Origin of the sequence: Reichenbachiella faecimaris (genome assembly GCF_900176375.1) — a bacterium.
Taxonomy (GTDB): Bacteria; Bacteroidota; Bacteroidia; order Cytophagales; family Cyclobacteriaceae; genus Reichenbachiella; species Reichenbachiella faecimaris.
In genome coordinates this window covers 859,907-873,487 of record NZ_FWYF01000001.1, presented here as the reverse complement: position 1 = coordinate 873,487, position 13,581 = coordinate 859,907, and the positions used below count along the sequence as shown (strand labels likewise).

12 protein-coding genes are annotated in these 13,581 nt (G+C 39.8%); 6 read left to right on the top strand and 6 right to left on the bottom strand.

Annotated features, from left to right (window positions below; translation table 11 throughout):
* Positions 1 to 57: 57 nt before the first annotated feature.
* Positions 58 to 1,146 (top strand): aromatic ring-hydroxylating oxygenase subunit alpha, encoded by a 1,089-nt coding sequence (locus B9A58_RS03695; RefSeq protein ID WP_084371067.1) that lies wholly within the window; start codon positions 58 to 60, stop codon positions 1,144 to 1,146.
* Positions 1,147 to 1,151: 5 nt separating this feature from the next.
* Here the strand turns inward: B9A58_RS03695 and B9A58_RS03690 are convergent, their stop codons facing one another.
* The gene (locus B9A58_RS03690) at positions 1,152 to 2,069 is read right to left on the bottom strand and encodes an MBL fold metallo-hydrolase (RefSeq protein WP_084371066.1); all 918 of its coding nucleotides are present in this window, start codon (positions 2,067 to 2,069) and stop codon (positions 1,152 to 1,154) included.
* A gap of 136 nt (positions 2,070 to 2,205) precedes the next feature.
* On the opposite strand from B9A58_RS03690, the gene B9A58_RS03685 reads away from it, so the two are divergent.
* Complete coding sequence (locus B9A58_RS03685) at positions 2,206 to 3,123, top strand: histidine kinase dimerization/phospho-acceptor domain-containing protein (protein WP_084371065.1); 918 nt, start codon at positions 2,206 to 2,208, stop codon at positions 3,121 to 3,123.
* Positions 3,124 to 3,130: 7 nt separating this feature from the next.
* Here the strand turns inward: B9A58_RS03685 and B9A58_RS03680 are convergent, their stop codons facing one another.
* On the bottom strand, positions 3,131 to 6,157 hold the full coding sequence (locus B9A58_RS03680; protein WP_084371064.1) for a sensor histidine kinase: 3,027 nt from the start codon (positions 6,155 to 6,157) through the stop codon (positions 3,131 to 3,133).
* 360 nt (positions 6,158 to 6,517) lie between these two features.
* On the opposite strand from B9A58_RS03680, the gene B9A58_RS03675 reads away from it, so the two are divergent.
* The gene (locus B9A58_RS03675; protein ID WP_084371063.1) at positions 6,518 to 6,736 is read left to right on the top strand and encodes a hypothetical protein; all 219 of its coding nucleotides are present in this window, start codon (positions 6,518 to 6,520) and stop codon (positions 6,734 to 6,736) included.
* 44 nt (positions 6,737 to 6,780) lie between these two features.
* On the opposite strand, the gene bioB is transcribed toward B9A58_RS03675, so the two are convergent.
* Positions 6,781 to 7,776 (bottom strand): biotin synthase BioB, encoded by a 996-nt coding sequence (gene bioB, locus B9A58_RS03670; protein WP_084371062.1) that lies wholly within the window; start codon positions 7,774 to 7,776, stop codon positions 6,781 to 6,783.
* 150 nt (positions 7,777 to 7,926) lie between these two features.
* Between bioB and B9A58_RS03665 the strand changes: the two genes are divergently transcribed.
* Together B9A58_RS03665 and B9A58_RS03660 are read left to right on the top strand one after the other, a co-directional pair.
* Positions 7,927 to 8,946: a sugar kinase gene (locus B9A58_RS03665; RefSeq protein ID WP_139793728.1), complete on the top strand. Its 1,020-nt coding sequence runs from the start codon at positions 7,927 to 7,929 to the stop codon at positions 8,944 to 8,946.
* A 254-nt stretch (positions 8,947 to 9,200) separates the two neighbouring features.
* Positions 9,201 to 10,007, top strand: coding sequence for a DUF2490 domain-containing protein (locus tag B9A58_RS03660; protein ID WP_084371060.1), 807 nt, complete (start codon positions 9,201 to 9,203; stop codon positions 10,005 to 10,007).
* A gap of 62 nt (positions 10,008 to 10,069) precedes the next feature.
* Here the strand turns inward: B9A58_RS03660 and B9A58_RS03655 are convergent, their stop codons facing one another.
* The 3 genes from B9A58_RS03655 to sppA all read right to left on the bottom strand — a co-directional run bounded on the left by B9A58_RS03655 (position 10,070) and on the right by sppA (position 13,017).
* Positions 10,070 to 10,768 (bottom strand): matrixin family metalloprotease, encoded by a 699-nt coding sequence (locus B9A58_RS03655; RefSeq protein WP_176214667.1) that lies wholly within the window; start codon positions 10,766 to 10,768, stop codon positions 10,070 to 10,072.
* A gap of 114 nt (positions 10,769 to 10,882) precedes the next feature.
* Positions 10,883 to 11,263: a putative signal transducing protein gene (locus B9A58_RS03650; RefSeq protein ID WP_084371058.1), complete on the bottom strand. Its 381-nt coding sequence runs from the start codon at positions 11,261 to 11,263 to the stop codon at positions 10,883 to 10,885.
* The gene (sppA, locus tag B9A58_RS03645) at positions 11,260 to 13,017 is read right to left on the bottom strand and encodes a signal peptide peptidase SppA (protein WP_084371057.1); all 1,758 of its coding nucleotides are present in this window, start codon (positions 13,015 to 13,017) and stop codon (positions 11,260 to 11,262) included. The genes B9A58_RS03650 and sppA overlap by 4 nt, the downstream gene beginning before the upstream one ends.
* Before the next feature lie 80 nt (positions 13,018 to 13,097).
* Between sppA and folK the strand changes: the two genes are divergently transcribed.
* Complete coding sequence (folK, locus tag B9A58_RS03640) at positions 13,098 to 13,580, top strand: 2-amino-4-hydroxy-6-hydroxymethyldihydropteridine diphosphokinase (RefSeq protein ID WP_084371056.1); 483 nt, start codon at positions 13,098 to 13,100, stop codon at positions 13,578 to 13,580.
* The last annotated feature ends 1 nt before the right edge of the window (position 13,581 follow it).

Sequence of the window (13,581 nt, the reverse complement as noted above, 5' to 3'; positions counted from 1 at the left end):
GTTAAGAATTAATCTAGTAAATTGAGCTGTTATTGAGTAATATAGGCATTCAGAGCTATGAATCATAATTATCAAATTGACCCGGACATTACCAAAGCAGAAACGCTCCCAGCATCTTTTTATAAGGACTCCAGCGTATTTGACTTGCTCCGAGAGAAAGTGTTTTTAAAAACCTGGCAATTCGTTGGGGATGAGCAATTGGTGCCACTTACTGAAGATGTGTTTCCGTCTGTCTTGCTGGACAATTATTTGACAGAGCCTATATTATTGACCAGAGATCGATCTAATCAGATTAGGTGCATGACCAATGTGTGTACACATCGTGGGAATTTAATAGCCCAGCACCCTGGGAAGCAGAAAAAATTGAAATGCATGTATCATGGACGTCGATTTGGCCTAGACGGAAACTTTGAGCACATGCCTGAGTTCAAAGAGGCACAAAATTTCCCTAGGGCATGTGATGATCTCCATCAATTTCCACTTGAAAAGTGGGGGCCACTATTGTTTGCAGGTCTCGACGATGAATTTCCGTTTGGTTCTATCATAGGCAAAATGAAGGAACGTGTTGGTTTTTTGCCTATTCAGGATTTTCGGTTGGATACGAGTCGTTCCAAAGATTACCTGATTAATGCGCACTGGGCACTGTACTGTGATAATTATTTAGAAGGATTTCATATTCCGTTTGTACATAAGGATCTGAACGATGCATTGGATTATGGTTTGTATACCACAGAAATTTATGATTATCTCAATTTGCAAATTGGATATGCTGATGATGATACCGAATTATTTGAATTGCCAGAAGGACATCCAGATTTTGGGAAGAAAGTAGGAGCTTATTATTACTGGGTGTTTCCAAATATGATGTTCAATTTTTACCCTTGGGGTTTGTCCATCAATGTGGTTAAGCCAATGAGTCCTAATAAAACAAAAGTCTCGTTCATATCTTATGTATACGATGAAAGTAAAATAGACAGTAGTGCAGGGGCGTTGTTGGACAAGGTGGAGCGTGAGGATGAGTTTGTGGTGGAAGGAGTGCAGAAAGGAATTAGATCACATTTTTATCAAGCAGGTCGCTACTCCCCAAAAATGGAAAAAGGAGTTCATCATTTTCATCGTTTGCTTGCAGAGTTTTTGAGTAGATAGAAACTCTAAAATTTAAACATCTGCCCTTCGTGTACAATATTGAACCCCCTATCAAAGACTTGATTTCTTTCAGGCGATTCAAAAAGTGCTGGATTGGTATGGTTGAAATGAATAAAGTGTACTTTCGATTTTTCCTTAGCAGGAAGGTCTTTGAGTAAGTTCATCGTCTCTGTGGTAAACGGATGTGGAATTTTGCTCATGTCTCTTCCAGGCAGCTCACCATCTGCGAAAAATGAAGCATCCAGCAAGGCATAATCAACGTTTTTGATTTCTTTAGCTAAGTCTTTGTTCCACGTTTCCCATTTGTTGATATCTGGAATGAACAGAATGGTTTGATCAATCCCTTCCATTTCATAACCTACAGTTTCAGAATATTCATCTCTATGCGGAACCAACCAAGGTGTGACTTTCATTCCTCTGTTTAGCAAAACAGGGGATTCATTTTTCAATTCTTTGATCGAAATATTGTTGAGCGATACCAATTGGCTCCATGGGCCATTAGTTTCAAGAAATGCTTTCATCTTTGGCATGGCAAAAACGGGCATGTCTTGAGTCCCCATCACTTCACGACCCAGATGGATCAGTCCTGCATAGTGACCGACATGCGCATGTGTGAGGAAAATACCTGATAGCTCATAACCCAAGGTGTCCAAAGCATGCATTTGATACTTTATGTCTGGTGTGGCTTCGAACAACCAGGCTTGCTTTGTTGATCGATTGAGTAGTGCCAAGCATGTGGCATGTTGTCTTTTATTTGTGCCATCCCAGTAGGCCTTGCAGCACGACTTCTTACAGCCAGCCTGGGGATAGCCTGCGTCTTGAGCTATGCCCAAAATAATAATTTCCCATTCATCAGGCTTGGACATGCTATAACTGCAGCATATTGTTAATACGAGAATATGTATGAGTATTTTTAGTTTCATGCGCTATCTATACTAATTAGCATTGAATTGTCGTCCAAGTGCTTATCTTTAATTGGGATGAGGCGACTTCCGAAGATAGGAACATTCTGTTATAATTGTTACTTAAACAATTCTAAGCCTCCTGAACTAAGAATTTATGTTTGCACAAATCCAACTAAAAATTAAAGCGTCACCTGTATGGTCAGATTTGGTGAACGCTGTATTTTTTGGATTACTTTCCATTCTATTTGGTCATGTGAAAATTAATTTGCCTGTCCTTGCGGGTATTATTGCTGACTTTAGAGAGATTCCTTTGCTGATCTCAATTTTCTATCTTCGCTCTATTTGGCCTCTGGCCATTGTCTGTGGATTGACTTTACTAACTCCTTCGTCTGTTAGCCCCATTACAGTTTATTTTATGCATTTGGCAGCTTTGTTATTTGCATGGATCGGTTATCACTACTTGTTGGCCAGGATACAACTTGATTGGTATCGGGCATTGACATGGACGATTATTTGTACCATCTATTATTTTATTTTCATCATTCCACTTTTAATACTTATTAATCAATGGATTAGTCCAAATGAAGGGTTTAATTTTATTGATTTCTATTTAAAAATGACCAGACTCATAAAGTATGAATGGATTGTTACTGCTTTGGTGACAACTATGTACTTGGTACAACTGGACATCAGACGAAAGTTGGTAGACCACGAAATGACCCTTGAAAAACAAGTGAAAGATCGTACACAAGCGCTTGCATCAGCCAATGAAAAATTGCAGTTGATGAATGAAAACCTGGATGATCTAGCCATACAGAGGTCATTGAGGATCAAGGATCAATTAAATACACTCAATAAGTATGCGCACATGAATTCACATGAGTTGAGGGCACCTCTTTCAAATATTTTGGGGCTGGTGGACTTACTCAAAAAAGGCAAGGATGAAAAGGAGCAATTGTTGTTATTAGAAAAATTGGGTGTGTCGGCTGAAAATCTGGATACCATCATCAAGGAAATGAATTTACTCCTTGAGAAGGAAATGAAATTGCCAGCTGATCGGAAGAGTGTTTGATTTTCTTTTATGCTCCTGTGGGCAGGATGATTTTGAACGATGACCCCTTACCTTCTTCAGATTTCACCTCAATGGTCGCGTTTAGTTTTTGTGTTGTTTCTTTTACTACATACAGACCTAGACCTGACCCAATGCTATGATCATTTGCTCTAAAGAACATATCAAAAACACGGTCTATCACGTTTTTGGGGATGCCTTGTCCGTTATCTATCACTGACAATTCTATATTCCTATTGTTTTGACGAAGCATGACTTTGACAATAGGTGTAGGCTTATTGGTATCTGAAAAAACTACAGCATTGTGAATTAAATTTCTGAGAATAACTTTAAGTCTTGTTTCATCTCCAAGTATTTTTCCGTCCATGGAAAAATCATATTCAAGCGAAATTCCTCGTGGTGTCACACGCTCTTTCAGACCTTCCCAGATGCTGTCAATCACGACTTTGAGTTCAAATTCACGATATTCTATCTTGTCATTTTTGTTTTTGGAATAATTAATCAACTCATTGATGAAATGGTTCATTTTATCCGTGCACTGCTTAATGAGTCCAAAGTACTGATCACGCTGACCTGGGTCTTTTTCGTCAAGAGCAAGGTTTACAATCCCCATAGTAGAAGTCAGTGGTCCGCGAAGGTCGTGGGATGCACTATACACAAAATGGTCCAGCTCAGTATTCATCTTGCGAAGTACCTTATTTGTTTTCTTTATGTCGTAAACTCGCCAAGTGTACAGTCCCCAAGCTAAGGCAATAAAAAAGGCGAGTAGTCCAATTCTAAACCATAGGGTTTCAAAATAAAACGGCATGACAGTGAAAGAAAGTTTAGCACCAGTTTCGTTCCAAATGTCATCATTGTTGGATCCTTTAACCAATAAAGTATAATCGCCATAGGGGAGGTTAGTGTACTCTATCCTTCTTTTTTTGGTCGGGCCATTCCATTGCTCATCAATGCCTTCAAGCTTATACATAAACTGAACCTTAGAAGGGGCAAGAAAACTGAGAGAGGTAATATCAAACAAGTACCTGAATGTACCTGGTTTAATTTTTACACCATCTTGTATCGGAAAAATAGAGCTGTTGTCCACTTGTACTTGAGTGATATAGACATTGGGAATTTTTTGATTAATCACCTTTTGGCTTGGGTCTATGATCGCAACTCCTTCAAATGTGGGTATCCAGATTTTACCTGTTTCTTCATCAAAGTAACTTTTGGTGGCGCCTGTGCATTCTTGGCTTTCCATGCCGTCGTCTTCACCAAAAAAATCATAAGCAACGTAATTTTGGTTGCCTTCAAAGTAATTATAAAGTTCACCTTCTGTAATGCGAATTACGCCAATGGCTGAGCTCAACCAAAAGTTGCCAGTCTTATCATTCACTACATCAAAGAATTTTTCCATTTTCAATGAAGGGTGAAGCTGTACTTTTTCTATTTTGTTATTGAAAAATCGATAGAGTCCGAGGTTTGTACTGAGCCAGACAAAATCCTGATCATCAGTTAGAATGCCAAATATGAGTGATCCTGAGTCGTCCTCTTGGATAGAGTAATTGTTTAAAGTCCCATCAGGGGATAACACACTCAACCCACCAGCATTAGTGCCAATGAGAATATTTCCCTGCTTGTCTTCTGCTATTGAAAGTATGTAATTGGTCAGGAGGCCAGAGTCTTTATCATAGACCTTGTGTTGGCCGTTTTCATTAAACCTGATAAGTCCTCCAGTTCTTGATCCGAGCCAGATTTGATCATTTGAATCCTTGAAAATTGTTCTCAGGTTATTGTTGGGAAGTCCATTGCTTTCATTGATATACTGCTGATTCCCATTTGATATTTTTGCCAACCCTTTATAGTTGGCCACCCAAATGGTATCTTCCTCGAAATGTATGTCTCTGATTACATCTTTCCTAAATTCCTCTGATAGCTCAAGATATTGAATGTTTTCGCCATCAAATATGTTGATCATACCGTCTTGCGTGCCGATATAATAAAGATCATCTTTTCTATTGATGATGTGAACCTGATTTGTGGTGAGTCCATCTTTAATAGTTAAGTTATTAATTATTCCAGCTTTAAATCGCACCAACCCACCTTCATAGGTACAAACCCATAAACTGCCTTCATTATCAAAACTTAAGTCTACAACTCGTTTGCTGGGAAGCCCATCTGTTTCAGAAAATACCTCATAACTTTGCGGGTGTGAACTATATTTTGCAATTCCCCTTTCCGTACCAACCCATAACACGCCATAATCATCTACTACGATGTCATTGATGATTTCTTTGTCGAAGGCCTCTATTTTATCTACTTTATCACCAATTATTATATTCAGTCCATTGAGCGTCCCTATATAGGTGGTGTCATTTTTTTGATAGACCGTACTTATTAGATTGCCCTGAAGACCATCAAGAGTGGTAAATTGCTTGGTCTCCGTGGTATTTATTCGGAATGCTCCTTTATTGTCAGTGGCTACCCAAATATTTCCATGAAGATCCTCTGAAATATTGTGAATCGTAAGGTTTGGGATTTCTAGTTGTTTATTGAGTACTCCATTATTGTTTTTTACATACAATCCGTTGTTTTTAGTTCCTATCCATAGTCTTCCCTGGCTATCTGAGAAAATTGATACAATAGAACTTGGTATAGTGTCTGGTAGATCTAATTTAAAAAAATCTTTTCCATCATAACCAATGATCCCACTGGCTCCAGTACCAAACCAAAGTACGCCTTTTTTGTCCTGTGTGCATTCATAAAAAGTATTGGAAGCGAGTTCTGAGATATTAGTTTGATCGTAAATTTCAAATTTGTTTCCGTCAAATCTCTGTAGGCCATTGTAAGAGGTAACCCAGAGATAGTCGTTATTTGCCTGATAAATTGAGATTACATTGTTGGAAACTAAGCCACTCTTATTTGTCCAAGTATCCATGGTAAGATCCTTAAAGGCATATTTCGGATCAAATCCAATGCGTTGAGGAGTGCTTTGACCGAGCGACTTGAAAGTTAATATAAGAGCCAGACCAAACAGTAAACAAACAATTCTCATAGCTGCGTTTAAAAGTGCACATATTGACAGAAGATAAGGTACAGAATTTTGGCTGTTTGAAAAAGGCCCAGGTCAAAATATCAAGAGAGCTTTCGATAGTTGTGTCAAATTTTAGGTCGAATGAGATGAGATAATGCAGAATCTGACTGAAAAAAGAACAAAGTAGATTCAAATGTTTCTAAATGAAGCAAGGTAGACGATAGGTCAATTTTTGGACGTAGTCACGTATGTTTAGTGCTTTTATAATAGTTAATTCTATTTCCAAAGTATTGATTTTTGGTTTTTCGCAGCATTATCTATGTCCAGCCACAATGGGGTGCTTGACTCAATCTTTTATTTGAAGGTGGAGAAGCTGCCTATGTGGATCCACCTGATGCTTATGTTGACATGAGTTCCACGGCCATGCTGTCTGGTCAAGTGGATTTTCCATGGGGAGAATGGATAATTGGCGGAGCCTATATTGATGCTGTGCCAGCAGGAGGCAATGATGACTTTTTTCAGCCATGCTCCATAGGTCTATATTGGAAGTGGGATTATTATTCACACGGATTGATCCGCAAAAAAAATGCTACTGGATAGTAGCATTTTTTTAGATCTTTTCCGACGGAGTTTTATCTCAAGTCTTACTGAGGAATGGTTTGAAACTCCACAGGAGCCTCGTTGTCTTTAAATGAGGCTCTTGGTTTTAAATTCAATGTTTGGAACATTTGCTTGTCCATGTCCTCTTCTGGGTTAGGCGTAGTGAGCAATTTGTCTCCCGCAAAAATAGAATTGGCTCCAGCTAAGAAGCAAAGTGCCTGCTCCTCTATATTCATTCTCACTCTACCGGCAGATAGTCTCACCATTGCATTAGGCATGATGATTCGAGCAGTAGCAATCATTCTGATCATCTCCCAGATAGAAACTCTTGGTTGATCTTCCAATGGTGTGCCTTCCACTGGCACTAGAGCATTTACTGGTACAGATTCTGGATGCTCTTCCAACGTAGCTAGGGTATGTAGCATACCTACTCGGTCGTTATGGCTTTCACCCATGCCAATGATACCACCAGAGCAAACAGAGATTTTTGCTTTTCTCACGTTGTTTAAAGTATCCAAACGGTCATCATACGTTCGGGTAGAGATCACTTCTTCGTAATGCTCCTCACTCGTATCTAGGTTATGATTGTATGCATACAAGCCAGCATCTTTCAGTTTCTCAGCTTGTTCTTCAGACAACATACCAAGGGTACAGCAGACCTCCATGCCCATGCCATTCACGCCTTTCACCATTTCTAGTACTTTGTCAAAGTCTTTGTTGTCACGAACCTCTCTCCATGCCGCACCCATACAGAATCTCGTACTGCCATTGTCTTTAGCTGCCTTTGCAGAATCCAATACCTCATCTACTTCCATCAGTTTGTGTACTTTCACATCCGTGTGATATCTGGCTGCCTGAGGGCAGTAAGCACAATCCTCAGGACATCCTCCAGTTTTTACAGAAAGCAAAGTACAAACCTGTACTTCATTAGGGTCGTGATAGGCTCTATGTACGGTAGCTGCTCGATAAACCAAATCCATCACTGGTGTGTTGTATATCTCTGTAATCTCTTCTCTCGTCCAGTCGTTTCGAATGATCATGTTCAAAAATCTTTTGTTAAGGATTAATATTATGGAGCCGCTAAATTAGAATATTTTGATTATTTCATGTCCTATTCCTGTAGGTTATCTTGAGAAGATTTGTCTCCTCATGGAGTTCTTCTATTCTTTCAAAATCCATATCTTGCAGCCATGATAGCTACGTTTGGAGAAATACTTTTGAGGTTGACCCCGCCTGACCATGGCATGATTCAGCAGATGGGTTCTTATGATGCAAATTTTGGAGGCTCAGAAGCCAATGTGGCCATTTCTTTGGCCAATTTTAAAATTCCCACACGATTCATTTCTGCGCTGCCAGATAACGAATTGGGCAAAGCGGCCATTTTTGAATTATCGAAATATAAAGTGGATACCAATCATGTACAGATCAAAGGGCAGAAGATGGGTATTTACTTTGTGGAAATGGGCTCCTCTATTCGTGGCAGCAAAGTGATTTATGATCGCGAAAACTCTTCGTTTGCCAGGCTACAGGCGAATGATCTGGATTGGAAACAGGTATTCGACGGAGTAGAAAGATTTCATTGGTCCGGTATAGCCCCTGCCGTTTCACAAAATTGCGCTGCTGTGACTTTAGAGGCCGTGAAACAGGCGGCTAAGGCAGGAATTGAGATATCTACAGATTTGAACTTTAGATCTTCACTTTGGGGATATGGCAAGCAGGCCGGAGAAATTATGCCCGAATTATTGGAGCATACTTCACTCATGCTTGGAGATCCCAGATCACTGGAAATCATGACGGGCATCAAGAATCCGTTTGCGGGAGACATCAAAGAGGAACTAGATAAACTTTCGGCCTATTATGACACGGTTTTTTCTAAATTCCCAAATTTGAAATGGATTGCAACCTCACTCAGAACAATCGTGAATGATACACATCATCGCTGGATGGGTGTTATATATGATGGCACCAAATTGTATCAGTCGGTCGAATATGATTTGTACCCATTGATAGACCGAGTGGGAGGTGGGGATGCATTCATGGCAGGACTGATTTACGGTCGGGCCAAATACAATGACCCACAGCAAACTATTGATTTTGCCACTGCAGCTTCTGGAATCAAGCACACCATTTCAGGAGATTTCAATCTCGTGTCAGTAGACGATATCAATGACCTACTAAAGCGTGGAGGAGCTGGTAATATCAGTAGATAGATTTTAGCAAGATGAGTTATTCAACTTGAAGGATTAGAGTAGTCCTTTTCCAAGTCTGAAATGATTTTACCGTGGTGATGGTAAGATGTCTATAATTAGGAGCGTGCGTGCTTTTTGTTATTTTAAATTGGACACTACCTGGATTCTATCTGTACCTGATCACATAATGACTGAAAAATTTTCTAATGAAAGATTTATTTACATATTTGCTCAAAATAATTCAAAATATTCTCTAAATATTTCAATCGCTATAAATGTACTATCTCTTTAAACCTGCGATTGTCTGCCTTTTGTTATGTAATTTTTTGGGATCTGTTCAAGCACAAAACGGAGTACCGCCAGCAGAAAAACATCAGGTGACTAGCACAGGAGTATGGCTAGGCTTTTACACTAAATATCATTTTAATGACAAGTGGGCCTATTATGGAGAGTATCACCTTCGAAAGCGAGATGGTTTCAATGACATGGCACAAGTCTATTTGAGATTTGGAGCTACTTATTCATTGTCCAAATATGTGGATGTGACTGTCGGAGTTGTAAATCCCTATTATTGGGCTCCAGATCAGGATGATCCCAATTTGGATAAGGTCGTGCCACAGTTCAGAACTTGGGAGCAGATGGTATTTGCTACACCATTTGATCATATCAAACTATTTCATCAAATTCGAATAGAACAGCGTTACAAGAGAGGCTACGAAAAGGGATCGGATTTTAAACTGACGCATAGATTTAGATACAAACTGACTTTGTACGTACCCCTCAATAAGCCCGCTTTTGAAAACCACACTTTGTTTTTGAGTGCGTATAATGAAATTTTTATACAGGCTGGGAAGTCTGTTGTCTATAATTATTTCGAGGACAATCGCACATTTTTAGGATTGGGCTATAATCTCATGGATCAGCTACAAGTACAAGCAGGTTACATGTACACCTTCCGGCACTTTGGGGCTCCCAATGTTTATGAAAACCGCCATATATTCAGACTGAGCCTTTATCACCATTTGGATCTCCATCTCGACAAACATCGCGAGCACAAAGATCGTACTTTGCCGATTCATTGATTTGAAGGGGCGTCTGACTGCCCAATAGAATCCTGTGAGACACAAGGAAATAGAAGAGATTGTTAGAAAAGTAGACGTGCTCCATATAGTTGAGTGATGCCTTGTTTATCTCCTTCTTGCAGACCCTTGTAGTTGTATTTTTCAACGCCAGGATTCATGATGTTTTCAGACGATACATGCCCCAGTCCCAGGACATGTCCTATTTCATGAAGTGCAAAAATGTAAAACCTTTGACAGTTGTTGTCGGCTTTAGTATTGGCTTTGATTATGATGTTTCCTGCGAGTTGGTCGCATGGTGACTCTGGATAATTAGGAAATCCTATACCACTCACATGAATATCTGCCACAGCTATTTTGATAGCTGCCTCACTATTCTCAACCAGTTCTTTAAATCCAATGTTGGCTACATCAGCCCACGTATCAAAAGCTTTCCTGAATTGTGTTTTGGCACAATCAGGAAGTGAAATCAAGGATAAGCTTGGCAAATCGATTTGAGCATGGGTATTTACGAGTCCATTACTTTCTTGAAAACTGAAAGTGATGTGCTGAACTCCCAATTGAGGGCCCTCAGCATTCAACCCTTTGCTGTTCAAAGGATTTCCTTCACCCCATTTATAACCATTTAGGCAATATGCTCCATTGGAATCCGAACAAACACCAATTAATTGGTTGCAACTGGAATATCTGCTTGATTTGTTTTTTAAAGGCTTGTTGCAGCTTAGAAGGCTGATGAGAAGGAGGGATGTGAAGATTGGTTTCATAGACTGATAATATTTCCCCTTCTCCACCAGAGTTACTCGATAGAGAGTTCTGATTAAAAGCCAATCTAAACAGCGTTCTTTCGGGTGACTCTGAGTGGTGAGCATGGTATAGGTTTATTGTTTAAACTCTGTTTGGCAATCCTCACATTTGAAATTTGTAATCAAATTTCCCACTGGTGCTACCAAAAAAATTCCAATGAATATAATTTTTAATCTTTCGAGAATTGGTTTGGCCTTGTTTGAAATATTCTTTGAGTTACAGTTTGGACACTTTAATCGTCCATCTGGCAATTGAATTATTTCTTTGGCTTGATCTAGAAGTTCATCGGAAATCATCACTCGAACACCACTGCCAAGCAGGTTGTAATAATGAGGCATGAGATTGGTAAAGTTTTCATTGTTCAAAAAGCAAGGAATACCCTCGTGCTCAAGTTTCGTTCTGATTAAGTTGGCATCAATTGAATTATCGCATGTAGTAAGTAAAACTAGTTTCATTTCAACTCCACCTCAAAAGGCATCCTGGCTTGTACCCCCTGATATTTTTCCAGCTCCTTGATGGCGTCTATATATTTGGCCATTTCTCCATAGTTAGCATGGAAGATTCGGGTTTCTGTCTCTTCCAGCACTGTGCTGAAGATTTCTTCCCACTTGGATTTCAAATCAGGATAGTACTTCACAGCATAGTCGTCTGATATACCTGCTTTTTCTGCGGCTAGTTCTACGGCATCATGGTAGGTGCCCAGGATGTCTACTAGGCCTCTTTCTTTGGCCTGGCTTCCTGTCCATACTCTACCAGAGGCTACTGCTTTGATCGCGTCTTGGGTCATGCCTCTGCCTTCTGCTGCTTTGCTGGTAAAGGTTTCATAGCCGCGCTCTACTGAGGTTTGTATGATAGCTTTTTCTTGTGGATTGAGAGCGCTTGATACCCTATATAGATCAGAATATTGTCCAGTACTCACCCCATCATTGGTGATGCCAAGCTTGTTTTCCAAGAAACCACCCAGATTAGGAATCATACCAAAAATCCCGATAGAACCAGTAATAGTCATGGGCTGTGCCACAATGGTGTCGCAAGGCATGGCCATGTAGTAGCCACCAGAAGCTGCCATGTTGGACATGGAGGCAATCACAGGTTTTTCCTTTTTTGTTAGCATGATTTCATTCCACATCACGTCTGAAGCTACCATAGATCCACCAGGAGAGTTGATACGAATCACCACGGCTTTTACTCTCTTGCTTTCTCTTGCTTTGCGGATGGCTTTCATGAATTTTTCTGAACCTACTGATTCCAAATCGCCATTGCCTGATACGATCTCACCATCAGCCACGATCACTGCTACTTTGTTGGATGAGTAGTCAGAATCTATGGTTTTCATATAATTTCTCAGACTGACAAACTTGATTTTGTCCTTTTGAGCTAAGTCCAGTCTGGTCCTAATCATATCTTTCACCTGATTCTCATAGGCTACCTTGGTGATCAAACCAAACTCAGCTGCATCTTCTGCTTTTCTCACCAACATCTGATCTGAAATTCTCTTCAACTCGTTCAATTCAATGTTTCTTGAGGTACTTACATTTTTGAGAATATTGTCATAAATGTCATTGACGAAAGAAGTCATCTGCTCCTTGTTGGCCTCACTCATGTCTTTTCTGAAGAAGGGCTCTACGGCACTTTTGTAAGTGCCTACTCGGAAAATCTGAGCTTCAATATCCAGTTTTTCGAATAGCCCCTTGAAGAAAGTCACACTTGCATTTAATCCATTAAACTCCAGTGATCCAATAGGATTCAAAACGATCTCATCTGCAACAGACGCCACATAGTAGTTTCCTTCTGAGATAAACTCACCATAACTATAGATAAATTTACCTGAGCTTTTAAAGTCTTCGAGCGCCAGTCTGATTTCGTCTAAGGCAGCATAACCACCACTGATGTAGCCGTGCTCCATATAGATGCCTTCAATGTTGCTATCGTACTTAGCTGCCTCGATAGAGGCAAGTGTTTTTAGTAGTGGTAATTGTGTATCTCCTTCATCTGGAAATATTTCAGCAAATGGATCTTCTGCCACTCGCTCGGAAATTATACCACTGAGATTGATGTAGAGCATAGAGTTTTCTTCTACCACTGGTGCGTCTTCTGAACCCATAGCAGCCAATACTCCAATGATGGCGGGAATGAAAATGAACAAAAAGATAACACAGAAGATAATCAGTGCAGTGATTGTCGATAAGACAGATTTAAAGAAGGACATAGACTTAGATTTCTTTTATTTTCTATTATTGCAAAACTATAAATTTCAGCTATAGGCTGACTCAGATTCAAATTTATTTTATGAGCCAATGCCACTTGCTTTTAGGTACCAACATAGGTGACAAAAAGCACAATTTATTACAAGCAAGGGAATTGATAATAGCGCGTATTGGTAAAATCATCAAACCGTCGGCCATCTATCAAACCTCTGCCTGGGGCAAGGAAGATCAGGATGATTTTCTGAATCAGGTATTGGCTATTGAAACCGAACAGAGTCCTGAAGTTTTACTCGGCAAATGTCTGGATATAGAAAAGGATCTGGGTAGAGTGAGGTTTGAACATTGGGGCGAACGCCTGATTGATATTGACATACTTTATTACGGAGATCAAGTCATCACCAGCCAGCGTCTAACTGTGCCGCATCCTGAAATTCAAAATAGAAGATTTACCTTGGTGCCATTGGTAGAGATAGCACCAGAATACAAACACCCAAAAATGAACCAAACCAACAAGGACTTGTTGGGGCTTTGTACTGATCCACTGGAAGTGGTTAAAATCGAATAGA

Bases quoted from the DNA above. Each gene is read 5' to 3' on its own strand.
- B9A58_RS03695 (WP_084371067.1), top strand. From the start codon at position 58: ATGAATCATAATTATCAAATTGACCCGGACATTACCAAAGCAGAAACG.
- B9A58_RS03690 (WP_084371066.1), bottom strand. From the start codon at position 2,069: ATGAAACTAAAAATACTCATACATATTCTCGTATTAACAATATGCTGC.
- B9A58_RS03685 (WP_084371065.1), top strand. From the start codon at position 2,206: ATGTTTGCACAAATCCAACTAAAAATTAAAGCGTCACCTGTATGGTCA.
- B9A58_RS03680 (WP_084371064.1), bottom strand. From the start codon at position 6,157: ATGAGAATTGTTTGTTTACTGTTTGGTCTGGCTCTTATATTAACTTTC.
- bioB (WP_084371062.1), bottom strand. From the start codon at position 7,776: ATGATCATTCGAAACGACTGGACGAGAGAAGAGATTACAGAGATATAC.
- B9A58_RS03665 (WP_139793728.1), top strand. From the start codon at position 7,927: ATGATAGCTACGTTTGGAGAAATACTTTTGAGGTTGACCCCGCCTGAC.
- B9A58_RS03660 (WP_084371060.1), top strand. From the start codon at position 9,201: ATGTACTATCTCTTTAAACCTGCGATTGTCTGCCTTTTGTTATGTAAT.
- B9A58_RS03655 (WP_176214667.1), bottom strand. From the start codon at position 10,768: ATGAAACCAATCTTCACATCCCTCCTTCTCATCAGCCTTCTAAGCTGC.
- B9A58_RS03650 (WP_084371058.1), bottom strand. From the start codon at position 11,263: ATGAAACTAGTTTTACTTACTACATGCGATAATTCAATTGATGCCAAC.
- sppA (WP_084371057.1), bottom strand. From the start codon at position 13,017: ATGTCCTTCTTTAAATCTGTCTTATCGACAATCACTGCACTGATTATC.
- folK (WP_084371056.1), top strand. From the start codon at position 13,098: ATGAGCCAATGCCACTTGCTTTTAGGTACCAACATAGGTGACAAAAAG.